General features: G+C 57.4%; 18 protein-coding genes. 12 read left to right on the top strand and 6 right to left on the bottom strand.

Annotation, left to right across the window (positions count from 1 at the left end; translation table 11 throughout):
• Nucleotides 1–11: 11 nt before the first annotated feature.
• On the bottom strand, nt 12–842 hold the full coding sequence (locus ACRY08_RS03975) for an SAM-dependent methyltransferase (RefSeq protein ID WP_432448553.1): 831 nt from the start codon (nt 840–842) through the stop codon (nt 12–14).
• A gap of 24 nt (nt 843–866) precedes the next feature.
• Here ACRY08_RS03975 and ACRY08_RS03980 point away from each other — a divergent pair, with 24 nt between their 5' ends.
• Genes ACRY08_RS03980 through ACRY08_RS04000 form a run of 5 tightly spaced genes read left to right on the top strand, consistent with a single transcriptional unit; the run spans nt 867 to nt 3,941 of the window.
• Nucleotides 867–1,589 (top strand): ComF family protein, encoded by a 723-nt coding sequence (locus tag ACRY08_RS03980; protein ID WP_432448844.1) that lies wholly within the window; start codon nt 867–869, stop codon nt 1,587–1,589.
• Nucleotides 1,590–1,636: 47 nt separating this feature from the next.
• Complete coding sequence (gene grxC / locus ACRY08_RS03985; protein WP_432448554.1) at nt 1,637–1,894, top strand: glutaredoxin 3; 258 nt, start codon at nt 1,637–1,639, stop codon at nt 1,892–1,894.
• 3 nt (nt 1,895–1,897) lie between these two features.
• Nucleotides 1,898–2,716, top strand: a complete 819-nt coding sequence (locus tag ACRY08_RS03990; protein ID WP_432448555.1) for a carbon-nitrogen hydrolase family protein — start codon at nt 1,898–1,900, stop codon at nt 2,714–2,716.
• Entirely contained in the window at nt 2,716–3,162 is a 447-nt protein-coding gene (locus ACRY08_RS03995; protein ID WP_432448556.1) for a MarR family winged helix-turn-helix transcriptional regulator, read from the top strand. The genes ACRY08_RS03990 and ACRY08_RS03995 overlap by 1 nt, the downstream gene beginning before the upstream one ends.
• The gene (locus tag ACRY08_RS04000) at nt 3,159–3,941 is read left to right on the top strand and encodes a GNAT family N-acetyltransferase (RefSeq protein ID WP_432448557.1); all 783 of its coding nucleotides are present in this window, start codon (nt 3,159–3,161) and stop codon (nt 3,939–3,941) included. The genes ACRY08_RS03995 and ACRY08_RS04000 overlap by 4 nt, the downstream gene beginning before the upstream one ends.
• Nucleotides 3,942–4,059: 118 nt before the next feature.
• On the opposite strand, the gene ubiG is transcribed toward ACRY08_RS04000, so the two are convergent.
• A complete protein-coding gene (gene ubiG, locus ACRY08_RS04005; RefSeq protein WP_432448558.1) occupies nt 4,060–4,812 on the bottom strand; it encodes a bifunctional 2-polyprenyl-6-hydroxyphenol methylase/3-demethylubiquinol 3-O-methyltransferase UbiG in 753 nt (250 codons plus the stop codon).
• A gap of 52 nt (nt 4,813–4,864) precedes the next feature.
• On the opposite strand from ubiG, the gene pip reads away from it, so the two are divergent.
• The 6 genes from pip to infB all read left to right on the top strand — a co-directional run bounded on the left by pip (nt 4,865) and on the right by infB (nt 12,012).
• Nucleotides 4,865–5,854, top strand: coding sequence for a prolyl aminopeptidase (gene pip, locus ACRY08_RS04010; protein ID WP_432448559.1), 990 nt, complete (start codon nt 4,865–4,867; stop codon nt 5,852–5,854).
• A gap of 49 nt (nt 5,855–5,903) precedes the next feature.
• Nucleotides 5,904–6,518, top strand: a complete 615-nt coding sequence (locus ACRY08_RS04015; protein ID WP_432448560.1) for a class I SAM-dependent methyltransferase — start codon at nt 5,904–5,906, stop codon at nt 6,516–6,518.
• A 127-nt stretch (nt 6,519–6,645) separates the two neighbouring features.
• A complete protein-coding gene (gene rimP, locus ACRY08_RS04020) occupies nt 6,646–7,230 on the top strand; it encodes a ribosome maturation factor RimP (RefSeq protein WP_432448561.1) in 585 nt (194 codons plus the stop codon).
• Nucleotides 7,231–7,232: 2 nt separating this feature from the next.
• Nucleotides 7,233–8,861, top strand: coding sequence for a transcription termination factor NusA (gene nusA / locus ACRY08_RS04025; RefSeq protein WP_432448562.1), 1,629 nt, complete (start codon nt 7,233–7,235; stop codon nt 8,859–8,861).
• 23 nt (nt 8,862–8,884) lie between these two features.
• Nucleotides 8,885–9,523: an RNA-binding protein gene (locus tag ACRY08_RS04030; RefSeq protein ID WP_432448563.1), complete on the top strand. Its 639-nt coding sequence runs from the start codon at nt 8,885–8,887 to the stop codon at nt 9,521–9,523.
• Nucleotides 9,520–12,012 carry a translation initiation factor IF-2 gene (infB, locus tag ACRY08_RS04035; protein WP_432448564.1) on the top strand — a complete coding sequence of 831 codons (2,493 nt, stop codon included), beginning with the start codon at nt 9,520–9,522 and terminating at the stop codon, nt 12,010–12,012. The genes ACRY08_RS04030 and infB overlap by 4 nt, the downstream gene beginning before the upstream one ends.
• Nucleotides 12,013–12,108: 96 nt before the next feature.
• Here the strand turns inward: infB and ACRY08_RS04040 are convergent, their stop codons facing one another.
• The 4 genes from ACRY08_RS04040 to ACRY08_RS04055 form a co-directional block, all read right to left on the bottom strand.
• Nucleotides 12,109–12,249 (bottom strand): hypothetical protein, encoded by a 141-nt coding sequence (locus ACRY08_RS04040; protein WP_432448565.1) that lies wholly within the window; start codon nt 12,247–12,249, stop codon nt 12,109–12,111.
• Between the two features lie 68 nt (nt 12,250–12,317).
• A complete protein-coding gene (gene mutT, locus ACRY08_RS04045) occupies nt 12,318–12,716 on the bottom strand; it encodes an 8-oxo-dGTP diphosphatase MutT (RefSeq protein WP_432448566.1) in 399 nt (132 codons plus the stop codon).
• Nucleotides 12,713–14,008: a bifunctional glutamate N-acetyltransferase/amino-acid acetyltransferase ArgJ gene (gene argJ / locus ACRY08_RS04050; RefSeq protein WP_432448567.1), complete on the bottom strand. Its 1,296-nt coding sequence runs from the start codon at nt 14,006–14,008 to the stop codon at nt 12,713–12,715. The genes mutT and argJ overlap by 4 nt, the downstream gene beginning before the upstream one ends.
• A 10-nt stretch (nt 14,009–14,018) precedes the next feature.
• A complete protein-coding gene (locus tag ACRY08_RS04055) occupies nt 14,019–14,900 on the bottom strand; it encodes a peptidylprolyl isomerase (protein WP_432448569.1) in 882 nt (293 codons plus the stop codon).
• Between the two features lie 189 nt (nt 14,901–15,089).
• On the opposite strand from ACRY08_RS04055, the gene secA reads away from it, so the two are divergent.
• Nucleotides 15,090–17,762: a preprotein translocase subunit SecA gene (gene secA, locus ACRY08_RS04060; RefSeq protein ID WP_432448571.1), complete on the top strand. Its 2,673-nt coding sequence runs from the start codon at nt 15,090–15,092 to the stop codon at nt 17,760–17,762.
• Nucleotides 17,763–17,831: the final 69 nt, after the last annotated feature.

The following is a 17,831-nucleotide window of genomic DNA, read 5'->3' on the forward strand; positions in this document are numbered from 1 at the left end:
TTGTCAGGGGGTCAATCGGTCAAATTGGTCTCATTGGTGCCCAGTGCGTCGGCAAGGCGCGTGGTGGCAGATCCTGGGCGCAGAGGTTTTTGCTGACTGTCGTCGGGTGTCCAGCCGGTCAGAAAGATCATCTCGAAGCTTGCGCAAATGCGCCCATTGCCTGCGGGAAAATGCGCGTCATAACTTTTGGATAGCTCTGTGAAAAAGCTGCTTGGCAAAGGTGTTTTCAGTCTTTGTTCCAGCGCATTTCGCTCTCCCATCAGGCGCAAATCCCTCATCAGGGCAAAAGCGTCTTGATAAGTGACCTCGCGCAGGGCGCTATCGGCGACCGGCAAGGCAAGGCCTGCGCGTTGCAAAAGCGCGCCCAGATCGCGGATTTCGCCCATCGGCAGAATCCGCGGAGACAAGCCGCCAGTCTTTGCAATTTCGGTTTCGGACAGGACTGCGCGCAGCTCTTGCAGTGTTTGACCGCCGAACATGACGGCCATGAAAAGACCATCCTTTATCAGTGCCCGGCTACATTGAATGATCTGACCAATAGGATCGTTGGCCCAATGAAGCGACAGGCCATGGATCACCAGGTCGTGTTCACCAGGGTGTAAAGAGAGAACCTCGGTGTCGGGTACAACGGTCGCATTCGGAAAGCTTTCAGACCATATTTCCGGAAAACCCGTAACGATCGCGGGTTTGGTAAACGTTCTGTTAACCTCTGTTAGGCGATCCTTGATTTCATCAATGGCAAGTTCCTGAAGGAACATGCCCTCTTGTGTCGCACGCCTGCGGTTCTGATCCAGCTGGCGTGTATCCGTAAGCTTTGGCGGTGTGTTGTCTGGCAGCTTCATGGGCGCGGACCATAGATGGAAGGTATGAAAATGCAATCGGTGCTGAGCCTGATCTATCCGCCGCAATGCATCAGCTGCGATCAGTCGACCGAGCGTGACTTTGCTCTATGCGGCTCCTGTTGGCGTGAGACCCCCTTTATCGAGGGCTTGGTCTGCGACCTTTGCGGGGAGCCGCTTGCTGGTGAAGATGATGGACATGTTGCTCATTGTGATGCCTGCATGAAACTGGAGCGGCCCTGGACGCAGGGGCGATCTGCGATGCTCTATGGGAAAAACGCCCGAAAGTTGATTTTGGCAATGAAACACGGGGACCGGCCTGAAATCGCGCGCGCTGCGGGTCCTTGGCTGGCGCGAGCGGGGCGGGATATCTTTCCCGATGATCCCGTGATTGTGCCGATCCCTATTCATTGGAGCCGACGGCTTAAGCGTCGCTACAATCAATCGGCCGAGCTTGGTCGGGCACTATCAAAAGAAACGCGGTTCGAGCATGTACCGGATGCGCTGATCCGGCCAATTCGCACGCAACCTCATGAAGGCATGACGCAAGAGGCACGGTTTCAAAATATGGAGCGCGCCATTCAGCCGCACCCAAAGCAAGGCGCGCGGATCAAAGCGCGGGATGTCATTTTGCTTGATGACGTTATGACATCCGGCGCCACCTTTCATGCAGCGACTCACGCAGCTTTGAAAGCTGGCGCGGCATCGGTCCGGGTTCTGTCCCTTGCGCGCGTTGCGCGAGATGCCTAATTGCCTATAGTCCGCATGGGAGCGGTTTGGCAAAAGGGGTATCTAACATGCAGCCAGTTACCATTTACACGTCGCCGCTTTGTGGATTTTGTCATGCGGCCAAGCGTTTGCTGAAATCAAAGGGCGTGAAATTCAACGAAATTGATGTCATGATGAAGCCCGCTAAGCGGCAGGAAATGATGTCACGCGCACATGGGCGCCACACAGTGCCGCAAATCTTTGTGGGCGATATTCACGTGGGCGGATGTGACGACCTCTATGATCTTGAGCGCAGCGGTAAGCTTGATCCGCTATTGGCAAGCTGATCCATGCGGGCGGCGCTGATCCAGTTTACAGCGGGCGACGATCCGTCTGTTAATTTGGAGGCGTTGCGCAGCTTGCTGGCGCAAGCAGCTCATGATGGGGCTGATCTGATATTGACGCCGGAAGTGTCCAATATCGTTTCGACCAGCAGACGCCACCAGAACGAGGTGCTGCACAAGGAAGCAGATGACCCCTCACTTGCTGCGCTGCGTAACGACGCCGAGAAGTTAGGGGTCTGGCTTCTGGTCGGATCGCTTGCCCTGAAGACAGGTGATCCGGATGGCCGATTTGCGAACCGCTCTTTCATGATCTCGCCCAAGGGGGCAATCTGTGCGCGCTATGACAAAATCCACATGTTTGATGTCGAAATAGACGCGCGCGAGAGCTACCGGGAAAGCGCAGGGTATCGTCCGGGAAGCAAGGCGGTTGTGGCGCATACGGCGCTGGCCAAGGTCGGGATGACCATTTGTTACGATATGCGCTTTCCGCACCTTTTTCGCAGATTGGCCAAAGCGGGCGCACAGATCATCACGGTTCCCGCCGCGTTTTCCCCGGTAACCGGGGCAGCGCATTGGGAAAGCCTGTTGCGTGCGCGCGCAATCGAGAACGGTGTTTTCATTCTGGCGCCTGCACAATGCGGACAGAATACCGCCAACAGAGCAACCTACGGACATTCGTTGGTGGTATCCCCGTGGGGTGAAATTCTGGCCGATGCGGGGGACGGTCCGGGCATCACAATGGTTGATCTTGACCTTGAAGACGTGGAAAGGTCGCGCGGGCGCGTGCCGTCCCTGTTTCATGATCGCGAATTTGAAGGCCCCTGATGTCGGAAAGCTCTGTCGAAACCCTGTCTGTCGCCCTTTTCAGCGAAATGTTCATGGCGGACCAGCTGGCCCGCAACCGGCTGTCGAAAGCCCTGCCAAAGGGTATGGAACTAAGTCATTTTTCCGTGCTCAACCATCTGGCGCGTGTCGGAGAAGAAAAAAGCCCCGCCCAGCTGGCCAAGGCTTTTCATGTCACGCGCGGCGCAATGACCAACACGTTGAACAAGCTGGAATGGGCAGGGCATGTTCATATTCGACCCGACTGGGATGATGCGCGGCGCAAGTTTGTGACGATCTCGCCGGCTGGACGGTCGGCGCGGGACGCAGCGCTTCAGGCCATCACGCCGATCATCTCGAATATGGTGACGAAGATTGGCAGCGATAAGGTCAGTAGCGTGCTACCGGTCTTGCGCGAAATGCGCCAACTTCTAAGCGAAGCAGAATGAACACGCTGGAACTGGCAACCGATTTCATGGTGCAATCGGGGCAATGTAACATCAGTCATTTTGATGACCGGGCTGTTCAGACCACTCCGAATGAGCCGAATTTCTGGTACGGAAATCGCGTGATTTTCAGGTCACCACCGCGTGATCCGGAGGCGCTGATTGCGCAGTTTCACAAGGACGTTCCACAAGCGAAGCATGTTTGCATCGGGTGGGATATTCCAAACCTGTCCCGCGATATGGTTGAGGCTTTGTTTGAAGGAAGCGAATTGTCGGTCGAACAGGCCGATACGCTGGCATTGCGTGGTGCATTGAAGCGAACAGAGGCCCCGGACGGCATAGACATTCGTCCATTTCACGCCCTGTCTGACTGGGCTCAAAGTGAAGCAATCGGGCGGCTGGATCTTTTGGACGACGGCGCGCCAGAGCAAGGTCTGGACCATTTTTTGAGCAAGCGATCCGATGGGCGTCGCGAGCAGATCGCGCAAGGAAAAGGGGCGTGGTTTGGTGCGTTTTCTGGTGATGTTCTGGTCGGGGATATGGGCATCTTCCATGATCAGACCTATATCCGATACCAATCCGTGCAGACCCATAGAGGCCACCGTAGACGGGGCATTTGCTCTGCCCTTTTGTGCACCGCATTGGATTGGGCGCAGAGCCGGGCAGTAAATGCTCTGCCGGTCATTGTCGCAAATGCCGATACGCAAGCCGGGCGCTTGTATCGTCGTGCCGGTTTCGAACTGGCCGAAACAACACTTTCCGCATACCGGCCGCCGCTATGAACGGTTAAAGCGTTTCGATTTATTGTTGAGGCGCGACAATAAGTCGAAACGCGCGGAACCTACCAATGTCGTGGGCGTTTCGAAATTAAGTTGTGATCCAACTTAAACTCGAAACGCTTTAGCTTTTTGGCTTTACCGAGGTCATGGCGTAGTTGACCGAAAGGTCCTGTGCCGAAAGTGACCAGCTCCATTTCACCGGGTTGAACACCATGCCCATCCGGTCAACCACATTCAGCCCAGCCGTGCCGATCAAATCCGACAACTCGTCAGGCGTGATAAATTTCGCCCAGTCATGTGTGCCTTTGGGCAGCCAGCGCATGATGTGCTCGGCGCCGATGATGGCAACCATGTAGCTTTTCGGATTGCGGTTCATGGTCGAGGCCACCATCAACCCGCCGGGTTTCAGCAGGTTCTGACACGCGGTCAGATAGGCCAGGGGATCGGCGACATGTTCGACCACTTCCATATTCAGGACGACATCGAACTGTTCACCCGCCGCTGCAAGGCTTTCGGCGGTGCAGTTGCGGTAGTCGATATCAAGCCCCATCTGTTCGGCGTGCACCTGTGCCACAGGGATATTGCCCGCTGCTGCATCGGCGCCAACCACCGTGGCGCCCAATCGCGCCATGGGCTCAGACAGCAATCCGCCACCACAGCCGATATCCAGCAGCCGCAAGCCCTTAAAAGGCTCCACATCATTCAGGTCGCGCCCAAACTCAGCGGCAATCTGGTTCGTGATATAATCCAGCCGCACCGGGTTCATCATGTGCAGCGGTTTGAACTTGCCGGTCGGGTCCCACCACTCAGCGGCCATTGCCTCGAACTTGGCAACTTCGGACGGGTCGACGGTGGTTTGAGTATCGGCGGTCATGGGAACCCTCTTTCTGATGGCAGGCGCGTCACGGGCATTATATAGATAAGATATGGACAAGGCCGCAGGAAAAAACAGCGCAGCCCCAAGGCTATATCCTCCGATCGAACCTTTCGACCGGCATATGCTGGATGTGGGCGATGGCCACAAGGTTTATGTAGAGCAAAGCGGCAATCCACACGGGTTGCCGGTTGTGGTGCTGCATGGGGGGCCGGGCGGTGGATCCTCGCCCGCGATGCGCCGGTTTTTCGATCCCAACGCCTACCACATCATTCTGTTTGATCAGCGCGGTTGTGGCCGCTCGCGCCCACATGCCAGCATTGACGCCAACACCACATGGCATTTGGTGCGCGATATAGAGCAAATCCGGATCACTCTTGGCATAGATCGCTGGGCAGTATTTGGCGGAAGCTGGGGGGCAACACTCGGGCTGATCTATTCCCAAGCGCATCCCAACAGGGTCGCCTATCTTATTCTGCGAGGCGTCTTTCTGGCGACGCGATCCGAACTGGATTGGTTTTACGGCGGTGGCGCTGGCCGCTTCTGGCCCGAGCTTTGGGATCGGTTTGAAAGCTTGATTCCCGCGGCGGAACGCCATGACATGATTGCCGCCTATCACCGCAGGCTGTTTTCCGGAAATTCGTCCGAGGAAATCCGCTATGCCCGTGCCTGGACGGGTTGGGAAAATGCGCTGGCATCAATCCAGAATACCGGGGTTATGGTGGATAGCCCCGCGGATTATGCACGGGCTTTTGCGCGGCTCGAGAACCACTATTTCCAGCACGGTGCATTTCTGGATGAAGACGGCAAAATTCTGCGCGACATGAAGCGGATCGCTCATATTCCCGGCACGATTGTGCAGGGTCGCCACGACATGATTTGCCCGCCAACCATGGCGTGGAAGCTGCACAACGCCTGGCCGTCCTCGGATTTGCGCATGATTCATCTGGCTGGCCACGCGCTTTCCGAACGGGGCATCGCCGACGAGTTGATCCACACGATGGATCGGTTGGCACGGCAGCGGGATACGCTGGGCTTGTAATCAGGGTGACGCGCGCCCAAATCGGGAAGAACAACACCTGAGGATTGTTATGAGCGACGCGAAATTCTGGAACAAAGTTGCCGACAAATATTCCCGCGATGCAATCGCGGACACGGCGTCTTATGAACACAAGCTGGAACTGACGCGCCAACACTTCACGCCGGAAATGTCTGTTCTTGAGCTGGCCTGCGGCACTGGCAGCACGGCGATCCTGCACGCGCCCCATGTCGGTCACTACCATGCCATCGACATTTCCGAGCGCATGATCGAGATCGCCCGCGCCAAAGAGATGCCGGACAATCTGACCTTCGAGGTTGCGAACTTTGAACAGATGGATATTGCGCCTGCGTCTTATGATATGGTGCAGGCGCACTCGGTTTTGCACCTGCTTCATGATCCTCAGGCAGCGATCCAGAAGGCGTTTGATGCCCTGAAGCCGGGCGGGGTGTTTGTCAGCTCGACCGCCTGTGTGGGGGGTGTCTGGTGGCTGAAGCTTGTGGCCCCTGTTGGTCAGGCGCTGGGCAAAATCCCGCATATCGCGTGGTTTTCGGAAGATGACCTGCGCCAGATGATGCGTGATGCTGGGTTCGAGGTGATCGAGGACTGGCGGCCCGAGGGTAAGATCAAGGCGCTTTTCCTGATCGCAAAAAGGCCCGACGCTTAGTCTCTTGCAGTTCCACGCGCTTTCCCCTATATCCATTGACAACAGCGGTGCTTCGGTCTCCACCCCCGAAGCTCCACCGGAAAATCCGACGGGCCCGCTGGCCCGTTTTTTTGTTTTGGAGAGATGTGTGAGCAACCTTGTTGCCAAAGCAGCAATTGACCGTCGACTGGCCGACATTGTCGGGCCGGTGATCGAAGATATGGGATTCGAGTTGGTACGCCTGCGGCTGATGGGCGGCAACACGCCCACGCTGCAGATCATGGCCGAACGTCCCGATGGCGGGATCGAGGTGGATGAATGTGCCCAGATCTCGACCGCGATCAGTGCGATCCTTGATGTAGAGGATCCCATCGAGGACAATTATACGCTGGAAGTCGGTTCGCCCGGCATCGACCGCCCCCTGACGCGCCTGAAAGACTTCGAGGCATGGTCGGGCTATGTCGCCAAGATCGAAACCGCCGAGCTGATTGACGGCCGTAAGCGCTTCAAAGGCGTGTTGGCCGGTGTCGAAGGCAACGAGGTTCTGGTCGAAATTGAAAACCAGGGCGAAGAGGTCACCATTGGCCTGGACTTCGACTGGCTTTCCGAGGCGAAGCTTGTTCTGACGGACGAATTGATCCGCGAAGCCCTGCGCCAGCGCAAGGATGCGGGTCAGATCGACGAAGCCCAATTTGACGAAATTCAAGAAATCACCGGTTCCGAGGAGGACTGACCATGGCAATTACTTCTGCAAACCAGCTGGAGCTCTTGCAAACCGCCGAGGCCGTGGCCCGCGAAAAGATGATCGACCCCGCGCTGGTCATCGAGGCAATGGAAGAAAGCCTCGCTCGGGCCGCCAAGTCGCGTTACGGCGCCGAAATGGACATCCGCGTGTCGATTGACCGCAAAACGGGCCGCGCCACCTTTACCCGCGTGCGCACCGTGGTCGAGGATGAAGAACTGGAAAACTATCAGGCTGAGTTCACCGTTGAGCAGGCCAAGCAGTATATGGAAAACCCGCAAGTTGGCGACGTTTTCTCGGAAGAGGTCCCGCCGGTCGAAATGGGCCGTATCGCTGCGCAATCCGCCAAGCAGGTGATCTTGCAGAAGGTGCGCGAAGCGGAACGTGATCGTCAGTACGAAGAGTTCAAGGATCGTGCCGGTACCATCATCAACGGTCAGGTTAAGCGCGAAGAATACGGCAACGTCATCGTCGATGTTGGTGCGGGTGAAGCCATCCTGCGTCGCAACGAAAAGATCGGCCGCGAGGCATACCGCCCCAACGACCGTATCCGCTGCTATGTGAAAGATGTGCGCCGTGAGGCCCGTGGCCCTCAGATTTTCCTGTCGCGCACAGCGCCGGAGTTCATGGCAGAGCTCTTTAAAATGGAAGTGCCGGAAATCTATGACGGTGTGATCGAGATTAAGGCCGTGGCCCGTGACCCCGGTTCGCGCGCCAAGATCGCCGTGATTTCCTATGACGGTTCGATTGACCCCGTTGGGGCCTGTGTTGGTATGCGTGGTTCGCGTGTGCAAGCCGTTGTGAACGAGCTGCAGGGCGAAAAGATCGACATCATTCCGTGGAATGAAGACCAGCCGACCTTCCTTGTGAACGCGCTTCAGCCTGCTGAAGTTTCCAAGGTTGTTCTGGACGAAGAAGCTGGCAAAATCGAAGTGGTTGTGCCGGACGAACAGCTGTCGCTGGCCATTGGCCGTCGCGGACAGAACGTGCGTTTGGCTTCGCAGCTGACAAACCTCGACATCGACATCATGACAGAGGCCGAGGAGTCCGAGCGTCGCCAGAAAGAGTTCGCTGAACGCACAGCGCTCTTCATGCAGACGTTGGATCTGGATGAATTCTTTGCACAGCTTCTGGTTTCTGAAGGCTTCTCGAGCCTTGAAGAAGTGGCCTATGTCGAAGTGGACGAGCTTCTGGTCATCGACGGTGTTGATGAAGCAACCGCCGGAGAATTGCAGGCCCGTGCCCGTGACTTCATTGATGCGCAGAACGCCAAGGCGCTGGAAAACGCTCGCTCGATGGGTGTCGAAGACAGCCTGATCGCCTTTGAGGGTCTGACCCCGCAAATGGTCGAGGCGCTGGCGGAAGACGGCGTGAAGTCGTTGGAAGATTTCGCCACTTGCGCCGACTGGGAACTGGCGGGTGGTTGGACCATCGTGGATGGCGAACGTTCGAAAGATGATGGATCGCTTGAAAAATTCGGCGTGACGTTGGAGCAGGCGCAAGACATGGTGATGACCGCGCGGATCCTTTTGGGTTGGGTTGATCCCGCCGAGCTGGAGGCCGAAGCCGAAGAAGGTGAAGGCGCAGAAGAAGCTGCAACTGCCGAAGGGGCTGAGGCCTGATCTCAGGCCTCAGGGGTTCCCGCATGACGCGCGGCGGTCACAAAAAGCGGCCTGATGAGCCGGAACGGCGCTGTATCGCGACCGGGGACACCCAGCCAAAAGCCGGGTTGATCCGCTTTGTCGTGGGGCCCGACGGAACGATTGTTCCGGACCTTCTGGGTAAGCTGCCCGGGCGCGGCATCTATGTTGCGGCCAACCGTGCGGCGATTGCGACGGCGATCAAGAAGGGCCTGTTTTCGCGCGCAGCGAAGCAGCAGGTCACGGTGCCCGATGGGCTTCTTGATCTGCTCGAGCGTGGCTACGCGGACCGCGTTGTCCATTTGATTGCCATGGCGCGCAAGGCGGGTCAGGCGATTGCGGGCTATGAAAAGGTTAAAGACTGGCTGGCCAAGGATCAGGCACAGGTTTTGATCCAGGCGTCGGATGGGTCCGAACGCGGCAAGTCGAAACTCAGGCCGCCCCGAGAACCGGGACGGTTTATTGAATGTCTGACCGGCAACGAGCTGGGTTTGGCGTTTGGACGTGAAAATGTGATACATGGCGCGCTTGCGTCTGGCGGTTTGGCCTCTCGTGTTGTAGAGGAAGCCCAGAAACTGACAGCGATGCGCGTGCAAGATAGCGACGGTGGGAAGGCCCGCCGGAAAGGTACGAAGACCAGATGAGCGATAATGACGGCAAAAAGACCCTCGGCCTGCGCGGAAGCCGCCCCGGCCAGGTGAAGCAGAGCTTCAGCCACGGGCGCACCAAAAACGTCGTGGTCGAAACGAAACGCAAGCGCGTTGTCGTGCCCAAGCCGGGTGCGGCAGCTGGTGGTGCGGGCGCCTCGCCTGCAGCTGGTGACCCCAAGAAACGCCCCGCCGGCATTTCAGATGCGGAAATGGAACGTCGCCTGAAGGCGCTTCAGGCTGCAAAAGCCCGCGAAACGGAAGAAGCTGAAAAGCGGGCCGCGCAAGAAAAGGCGCGCGAAGAAGAGCGTAAGCGTCGCCGCGAAGAGGCGGAAGCCAAAGAGCGTGCCGAACGCGAACGCGAAGAAGCCCTGAAGGCAAAAGCTGAAGAAGAGGCCCGCAAGAAGCGCGAGGCCGAGGAAGCCAAGACGCGCACGAAGCCTGCGCCTGCTGCCGATCCGGCTGCGGCTCAAGCCGCCGAGCAACGCGGAACAGGCAAACCATCTTCGGCACCCCGCAAAAAAGATGAGCGTGGCGGCGCCAATGATCGCCAGAACCGCAACAGCAAAGGTGGCCGCGATGATGGTCGCCGTTCGGGCAAATTGACCTTGAACCAAGCCATGCGTGGCGGTGACGGACGTCAGCGTTCGGTTGCATCGATGCGTCGTAAGCAAGAGCGTGCACGCCAGAAAGCCATGGGTGAATCGGTCGAGCGGGAAAAGGTCATCCGCGACGTTCAGGTCCCCGAAGCCATCGTCGTCTCCGAGCTGGCCAACCGTATGGCCGAACGTGTGGCTGATGTCGTGAAGGCGCTCATGAAAATGGGCATGATGGTCACGCAGAACCAAGCGATCGACGCCGATACTGCTGAACTGATCATTGAAGAGTTTGGTCACAAGATCGTCCGCGTTTCCGATGCAGACGTGGAAGACGTGATTGATACGGTCGAGGACAAAGAAGAAGACCTTGTCGATCGCGCCCCGATCATCACGATTATGGGTCACGTTGACCACGGTAAGACCTCGCTTCTGGATGCGATCCGGTCAACCAAGGTAACCGCCGGCGAGGCTGGTGGCATTACCCAGCACATTGGCGCCTATCAGGTGACAACGGAAAGCGGAACGACGCTGAGCTTCCTCGACACGCCGGGTCACGCTGCGTTTACATCGATGCGTGCGCGCGGTGCTCAGGTGACGGACATTGTTGTTTTGGTCGTTGCAGCTGATGACAGCGTCATGCCGCAGACCATCGAAGCGATCAACCACGCGAAAGCGGCTGAGGTTCCGATGATCGTTGCGATCAACAAATGCGACAAGCCCACTGCGAACCCCGATCAGGTCCGCGCTGAGCTTCTTCAGCATGAAGTGATCGTCGAGAAGATGTCGGGTGACGTGCAGGACGTTGAAGTTTCTGCCGTGACTGGCGCCGGCCTTGATGAACTGCTGGAAGCGATTGCCCTGCAGTCGGAAATCCTTGAGCTCAAAGCCAACCCGAGCCGTGCAGCTTCGGGCGCCGTGATTGAGGCCCAGCTGGACGTGGGTCGCGGCCCCGTTGCCACCGTTCTGGTCCAGAACGGGACGCTGAAACAGGGCGATATCTTTGTTGTTGGTGAGCAATGGGGTAAAGTCCGTGCGCTGGTCAATGATCAGGGTGATCGCGTGAAAGAAGCTGGTCCCTCTGTGCCGGTTGAGGTTCTCGGTCTGAACGGCACGCCCGAAGCGGGTGACGTTCTGAACGTGGTAGACACTGAAGCCCAGGCCCGTGAAATCGCTGAGTATCGCGAACAGGCGGCCAAGGACAAACGCGCCGCTGCCGGTGCTGCGACCACGCTGGAACAGATGATGGCCAAAGCGAAGGCCGACAAGGATGTGGCCGAGCTGCCCATTCTGGTCAAAGCTGATGTGCAGGGCTCTGCTGAAGCCATCGTTCAGGCGATGGAGAAGATCGGAAACGACGAAGTGCGCGTGCGCGTTCTGCACTATGGTGTGGGCGCAATCACCGAAAGCGATGTGGGTCTGGCCGAAGCCTCGGGCGCGCCGGTTATTGGCTTCAATGTGCGTGCGAACGCCTCGGCCCGTAACTCGGCCAACCAGAAGGGCGTCGAGATCCGCTACTACTCGGTCATCTACGATCTTGTGGATGATGTGAAAGCTGCGGCCTCTGGCCTGCTGTCTGCCGAAGTCCGCGAAAACTTCATCGGTTATGCGGAGATCCGCGAAGTCTTCAAAGTGTCTGGCGTTGGCAAGGTTGCCGGCTGTCTGGTGACCGAAGGCGTCGCGCGCCGCTCTGCTGGTGTGCGTCTGCTTCGTGACAACGTGGTGATCCACGAGGGCACATTGAAAACCCTGAAGCGCTTCAAGGACGAAGTGAAAGAGGTTCTGTCGGGCCAGGAATGCGGTATGGCGTTCGAGAACTACGATGACATTCGCCCGAATGACGTGATCGAGATTTTCGAGCGCGAAGAGGTCGAACGCACCTTGGACTAAGCCAAGCGTGTATGAATGCAAAAGGGGACGGAAATTCCGTCCCCTTTTCTTTTGGTGGCGAGCCAAAGTAGCGAGCGCCAATTCCAGCTTTGCAGATCAGGCAGCTTTCGCGTGCGTAACGGGCCATCCGATATGGATTTTTCCATCAACACGCAGCATCAGTCGCCCATCGGGCAGCTCTTTGACAAAGCGGCCCTGAACCATGATTCGGCTACCAAGCATGATCGTTTTCAGCATGAGACATCCCCCAGGAAATCTGAACTGTCCTTAGGATAGCATCTGAAAGGTAAAGTTCCTGTAAATTTTTAGAGAAGCTCTCTCAACACGGGGATCAAGGGAATGTCTGCCGGTGGCATCGGGTAATCTCGTAGCTCATTCACACGCGCCCATTTCAATACCTGCCCCTCTCGGGGCGTGGGTGTGCCCTCCCATTTCCGGCAGGCAAAGAGTGGCATGAGAAGATGGAAGTCCTCATAGTTGTGGCTTGCAAAAGAAAGAGGCGCCAAGCAAGAAGACCAGGTATTGATCCCCAGCTCCTCTTCAAGCTCGCGGATCAATGCGGCTTCAGGGGTTTCGCCAGCTTCGACTTTGCCGCCCGGAAACTCCCACAACCCCGCCATGGATTTCCCTTCGGGGCGTTGTGCCAACAGAATGCGCCCATCAGGGTCGATCAGGGCGACGGCGGAAACCAGAACCGTCTTCAAGACCGGTAGTCCGCGTTGATCTGGATATAGGCATGGGTCAGGTCGCAGGTCCAGACGGTTGCCTGCCCATCCCCAACGCCCAGATCCACGTCGATCAGCAGCTCGTCCTGCGTCATATAGCCAGCGCCGTCCTCTTCGCGATACTGGGGTGAAACCCAGCCCTTTTCGGCGACAAGGATATCACCAAACCGGATGGTCAGCTTGTCGCGATCCGCATAGGCGCCGGATTTACCGATGGCCATGACTACGCGGCCCCAGTTGGGATCCTCGCCGGCGACAGCGGTCTTCACCAGTGGCGAGTTGGCGATGGACAGGGCGTGGGTCTTGGCGTCCGCATCGGTTTTTGCGCCTGTGACGCGAACCTCGACAAACTTCGTGGCGCCTTCGCCGTCGCGCACGACTTGGTGGGCAAGGTCCAGCATCACCTCGTTCAAGGCGGCGCGGAACCCCGCGTGGTCGCGTTCAACCTCCACACCCGATGCCCCGGTCGCCGCCAGCAGCAGCGTGTCGGAGGTCGACGTATCGCTGTCCACGGTGATCGCGTTGAAACTGCGTTCGTTCAGGTCTGAGAGCATCGCTTGCAGATCGTCCTGCGCCACTTTTGCGTCGGTGAAAATAAAGACCAGCATCGTTGCCATATCCGGCGCGATCATCCCGGACCCTTTGGCGATACCTGCGATTTGTACGCTGCGACCGCCAATTTTTACCTCTGCCTTCGCGCCTTTCGGGAAGGTGTCTGTGGTGCGAATGGCCTGCGCCGCATCCTTCATTGCGTTGGGGGTTAGCGTGTCCTTCAATTCGGAGATGCGGTCTACGATCCGCTCATGCGGCAAAGGTTCACCAATCACGCCAGTTGAGGCGGTATAGACCCTGTTTTCCGGTACGCCCAATGTGCTGGCAACGGCGGATGAAATCGCTTCAACCGAGCCAGTACCGGCAGCACCGGTGAACGCATTTGAGTTGCCTGCGTTGACCAGGAAAGCTGCCCCATCAGAGCTGTCACTGCCCAGCTTGGCCTGACAGTCCAGAACGGGCGCAGACCGTGTTGCGGACTTGGTGAAAACACCGGCGATTGCCGTGCCGGGCTGCAGCTCAGCCAACATCACGTCCGGGCGGCCGACATATTTGACGCCGGAATTCACCGCAGAGAACCTTGCCCCCGCAATTTCTGGCATGTCAGGAAATGCAAGAGGGGCCAGTGGCGAAACCTCAAACGTGTGATCTTGCGCCGCTGCAAGCTGTGCCTTCAGCTTGGCGACCTTTTTCTTGAGCTTCTTTACCTTTTTACCCATGTCGCCGCCCTTACTTGTCCAACAACTCGGCATTGCCAAGAATGTCCGGGTCAATCCCGTCCAACTCGACCCGGTCGATCGTCGCGGCTTCCAGAAGCTTTGCAAGCGCGGCTTCGATCGCGTCATTTTCGATCTTTGCAGCAAGTTCTTCGCGAACTTCTTCAAGCGCGGGGGCGCCTTGCATGCGCTTGTCGTTCAGAATGATCACATGCCAGCCAAACTGCGTCTGAACCGGAGCTGAAACCGCGCCGCGATCCAGCGCGACCACGGCATCTTCAAACGGTTTCACCATCATTCCGGAGCTGAACCAGCCTAACTCTCCCCCATTGGGGCCGGACGGGCCGGTCGAATGCGTTTTGGCCAGAGCGGCGAAATCTGCCCCGCCCTCCAGTTCTGCGATCAGCTCTTTCGCCTTGTCTTCAGTTTCGACAAGGATATGCGAGGCGTTGAACTCTTCTGTCGGCTCTGCCCCGTCAAATTGCGCATCATATTCTGCTTTCAGGGCTTCATCAGTTACCGCACCTGAAATCACGCTGTCGATCATCTCGGCAGCGACAATTTCGCGACGCTGGTTTTCCAGCTGGATCGAGGTGCGGCGGCTAACTTCGCCAATGGCCTGACTGAGAACCGTTTGCTGGATCAGCTGTTCAACCAGACCCGGCAAAAGCACGTCATTGGGAAGCGATTGAAACTGTTCTGCCAACCCCAGACGCGCCGCAATCACATGCGCCATCGTGATGTCATCGCCATTTACGGTGGCCAGGATCGTGTCGCCATCTACAGAGATTGTGGCAGGTGTTTGCGCCGAAGCTGCGGTGTCTTCGGCATGGGCTGGCAGGACCAATGCGACGGCCATCGCAGTTCCCAGCAAAAAGGCGTTGCGGTTCAGCATGAATATGTCCTCAAAACAAGCCGGTTTCCCCGGCAACATTGACAGTTTTACACCCGACGCTTACATCGCTTGAAGGCTTGAGAGCGCTGGTTCTTGGGCTCCTAGATAGGGGGCCGGGCAGGGACGGGCAAGTTCCCTATGGTCACACCAGCGTCAGAAACGCTCAGAAATGCATTGAGGCACAAAAACATGCTTGGAAAAATCGCGCGCGCCGTCTTTGGGACCCCGAATGACCGCAAGATCAAAGCCACCCGACCGGTGGTCGAAAAGATCAATGCGCTGGAAGATGAATTTGCCGCGCTGAGCGATGATGGGCTTGTCGCCAAAACCGAAGAGTTCAAGAAACGCATTGCTGACGGTGAAAAGCTGGATGCGATCCTGCCTGAGGCCTTCGCAAACTGTCGCGAAGCCGCCAAGCGCGCTTTGGGCCTTCGGGCCTTTGATACACAGCTGATGGGCGGCATGTTCCTGCATCAGGGCAACATCGCCGAGATGAAGACGGGCGAAGGTAAAACGCTTGTGGCCACCTTCCCGGCCTATCTGAACGCGCTGACCGGCAAGGGTGTGCATATTGTTACGGTGAACGATTACCTCGCCCGACGCGACGCGGAATGGATGAGCAAGGTTTATGGCGCGCTGGGCATGACCACAGGAGTGGTTTACCCACAGCAGGACGATGCAGAAAAACGTGACGCCTATGCCTGTGATGTGACCTATGCCACCAACAACGAGCTGGGCTTTGACTATCTGCGCGACAATATGAAGTCCGACCTCAAGGACATGGCGCAGCGTGGGCACAATTTCGCAATTGTTGACGAGGTTGACTCGATCCTGATCGACGAGGCCCGCACGCCACTGATCATTTCTGGCCCGTCCGAGGATCGGTCCGAGCTTTACGTCACCATCGACGCGCTGATTCCAGAGCTGACCGAAGACCACTATACGATCGACGAAAAGAACCGTGGCGCTACCTTTACCGAGGATGGCAACGAGTTTTTGGAGGAGGTCCTGCATGCTCGCGGTCTGCTGCCCGAAGGTCAGTCGCTTTATGACCCGGAAAGCACCACCATTGTTCACCACGTGAACCAGGGCCTGCGTGCGCATAAGCTGTTCACACGCGACAAGGATTATATCGTTCGCGATGGCGAGGTTGTGCTGATCGACGAATTCACAGGCCGCATGATGGCAGGTCGCCGCCTGTCCGAAGGTCTGCATCAGGCTATTGAGGCCAAGGAAGGCTGCAAGACCCAGCCCGAGAATGTGACCCTCGCGTCGGTGACCTTCCAGAACTACTTCCGCCTTTATGGCACGCTGTCGGGCATGACCGGCACAGCGCTGACCGAGGCCGAGGAATTTGACGAAATTTATGGTCTGGGTGTTGTCGAAGTACCCACCAACCGCCCGATTGCCCGGATTGACGATCATGACGCGGTTTACCGTACAGAGCGTGAGAAATACGCCGCTGTGGTCGAAGAAATCGCCAAAGCCCATGAGAAAGGGCAGCCGATTCTGGTTGGCACCACCTCGATTGAAAAATCAGAAGAGCTGTCGCAGTTGCTGACACAGGCAAAGATCAAGCATGATGTTCTGAACGCGCGTCAGCACGAGCGCGAAGCACAGATCGTTGCCGATGCCGGCAAGCTGGGCGCAGTCACGATTGCCACCAACATGGCTGGCCGTGGTACGGACATTAAGCTGGGCGGCAATGTCGAGTTTAAGGTGATGGAGGCCATCGCGGCTGACCCTGACGGCAACCCCGATGAAATTCGCACCCGGATCGAAGCTGCACATGATGCCGATGAGCAGGCAGTTAAGGATGCTGGCGGCCTGTTCGTTCTGGCGACAGAGCGTCACGAAAGCCGCCGCATCGATAACCAGCTGCGCGGTCGTTCGGGCCGTCAGGGCGACCCGGGGCGCTCGTCCTTCTTCCTGTCGCTTGAAGATGACCTGATGCGGATTTTCGGCTCGGAACGGCTGGAAAAAGTGCTCTCTACCCTGGGTATGCAGGAAGGCGAAGCCATTGTGCACCCGTGGGTGAACAAATCGCTGGAACGCGCGCAAGCCAAGGTCGAGGGGCGCAACTTCGACATCCGCAAACAGCTTCTGAAATTTGACGACGTGATGAACGATCAGCGTAAAGCCATCTTTGGTCAGCGTCTGGAAATCATGGAAGCCGAGGATCTGTCAGAGATCGCAGGTGATATGCGTCATCAGGTTATTGATGACCTTGTCGACACCCATATGCCGCCGAAATCATATGCAGACCAATGGGATACGACCGGGCTTCAAGCGTCGGTGATTGAACATCTTGGTTTTGAGGTGCCGGTTGTTGACTGGGCCGCAGAGGAAGGCGTTGATGATGACATGATCCGCGAGCGCCTCTATGACGCGTCGGACGAGTTCATGGCCAAGAAGGCCGCTGACTTTGGGCCCGAGACCATGCGCTCGGTCGAGAAGCAGCTTATTCTTCAGACAATTGATGCGAAATGGCGCGAACATCTTCTGACCCTTGATCATCTGCGCTCGGTTGTGGGTTTCCGCGGCTATGCACAGCGTGACCCGTTGAATGAATACAAGACAGAAGCGTTCCAGCTTTTTGAAAGCCTGCTTGATAGCTTGCGGTCGGATGTCACCCAAAAGCTTGGACAAATCCGCCCGATGACGGAAGAAGAGCAACAGGCGATGATGCAACAGATGTTGCAACAGCAACAGGCGCTGGCAGAGGCGGGCGCTCAAAGTCAGGCCGCGCAGGAAGGCTTCGACGAAAATGATCCTTCGACCTGGGGCAATCCTTCGCGCAACGATCCCTGTCCCTGTGGATCCGGCAAGAAGTTCAAGCATTGTCACGGGCGGCTGGCCTGATCCAGCACGCTTGCGCATTGACGGTTGAAATCTGGGCCTCTTGCCCGGATGATTGGCCAGCGCGAGGCA

Source organism: Aliiroseovarius marinus (assembly GCF_050881025.1).
In the GTDB taxonomy this organism is placed as follows: Bacteria; Pseudomonadota; Alphaproteobacteria; order Rhodobacterales; family Rhodobacteraceae; genus Aliiroseovarius; species Aliiroseovarius marinus_A.